Consider the following 1,334-nt stretch of genomic DNA (forward strand, 5'->3'; position numbering starts at 1 on the left):
CCACGGGCAGGTGGAGTCAGCGGGCGGAGCGTTGCTCGGTCATGCCCTGCACCAGACGGACAGAGTCAGCTGCGCTGAGCCCGAGCTCGCGGACCCGTTCGAGGTAGGCCGCGGCCGCTGCCCGCGCCTCCTGCTCGACCCCGGTGCCGGCGACGAAGGTGCCCGCGCGTCCGCGCGTCTCGACGAGACCCTCCGACTCCAGCTCGCGGTAGGCCCGCGCGACGGTGTTGGTGGCGAGCCCGAGGTCGGCGGCGAGGCGGCGGACCGTCGGCAGACGAGTGCCCGCGACGAGTGCCTTGCGTTCGATCTGGTCGGCCAGTTGCGACCGCACCTGCTCGTACGGTGGTGCCGCGGCCCTTGAGTCGACCTGGATCATGCGGGCGCTCCGGCCGGGACGGAGTCGCCGGGCATCAACACCTGACCGGGTTTCAGTGTCGGCCACAGCCGCTTGCGGAAATGCAGGTTCTTGTCACCCAGGAACGTGCTGCTCAGCAAGCAGAAGCCAAGCGCTCCTGCCGCAACCACCCCGAGAACAACGGGAAAGCCGCGCGTCTCAGGCACCGTGATCATGAAGTACAGAGCGGGGAGCAGCGCAGCCAAGGTGGCCTCGCGCAAGAGATTCGCCCGCCAGGCGTCCTGCAAGTAGAGGTGCGCCGCGTCCTCTGATCGCTCCGGACGACCCACGATGACCCAACTGCAGAGGGGAAGGGTCAGGGCCAGGATGCCGAGCGCAGCGGCTGACAGCAGGTCTGCCAACAGGAGGGGAGTGAAGCCGTGTCGGACGACCGCGACAGCAAAGCCGATGCAGACCGTGACGGCGACGAATGCCACCGCCAGCCAGCAAGCGATTCCCGCCGGGCCGATGTAGTCCCGGATTCCTACAGCGCGGGCGCGTGCAAGGCCATGGGGTGGCGCAACGGCGTCGAACTCGCTGCCGATGCGGCGAAGTCGCAGCACGTTCTCCGTAGCCATGCTGAGCGCCAACAATCCGGGCATCAAAGCGATCGTCACGTCGTTCAGGACGAGAAGAATGAGCACGAACGGGACGGACCTCGTCAGGTAGGTCCTTCGTCTCTCCCGCACTGAGACGCTGTCGAACTGTCGAACAAACGCGACATCGACGTAAGCACTGTGCTTTGCCGCGAACTTTGCGCCCTCGGTCGCTGCAGTCCGGGGTGCTCTGATCACCGTCCAGCCCACGAGGAGTGCCGCTGCACTCGCCAGCCCGGCGTTCCACCAACCAATGTCGAGGTCGCTCCACAGCTGGTTGATGATGCCCACGAGCCACATGCTACAAAAGTTGTTCCTGTAGCACTACAGAACACGCAACAACG

2 protein-coding genes are annotated in these 1,334 nt (G+C 66.1%); both read right to left on the reverse strand.

Annotated features, from left to right (window positions below; genetic code table 11):
- Positions 1 to 16: 16 nt before the first annotated feature.
- The gene (locus ACOADB_RS25600; protein ID WP_378605575.1) at positions 17 to 376 is read right to left on the reverse strand and encodes a GntR family transcriptional regulator; all 360 of its coding nucleotides are present in this window, start codon (positions 374 to 376) and stop codon (positions 17 to 19) included.
- Positions 373 to 1,281: a hypothetical protein gene (locus ACOADB_RS25605; RefSeq protein WP_378605578.1), complete on the reverse strand. Its 909-nt coding sequence runs from the start codon at positions 1,279 to 1,281 to the stop codon at positions 373 to 375. The genes ACOADB_RS25600 and ACOADB_RS25605 overlap by 4 nt, the downstream gene beginning before the upstream one ends.
- Between the last annotated feature and the right edge of the window lie 53 nt (positions 1,282 to 1,334).

Origin of the sequence: Nocardioides sp. CPCC 206348 (assembly GCF_048654705.1) — a bacterium.
Lineage (GTDB): Bacteria > Actinomycetota > Actinomycetes > Propionibacteriales > Nocardioidaceae > Nocardioides.

Bases quoted from the DNA above. Each gene is read 5' to 3' on its own strand.
- ACOADB_RS25600 (WP_378605575.1), bottom strand. From the start codon at position 376: ATGATCCAGGTCGACTCAAGGGCCGCGGCACCACCGTACGAGCAGGTG.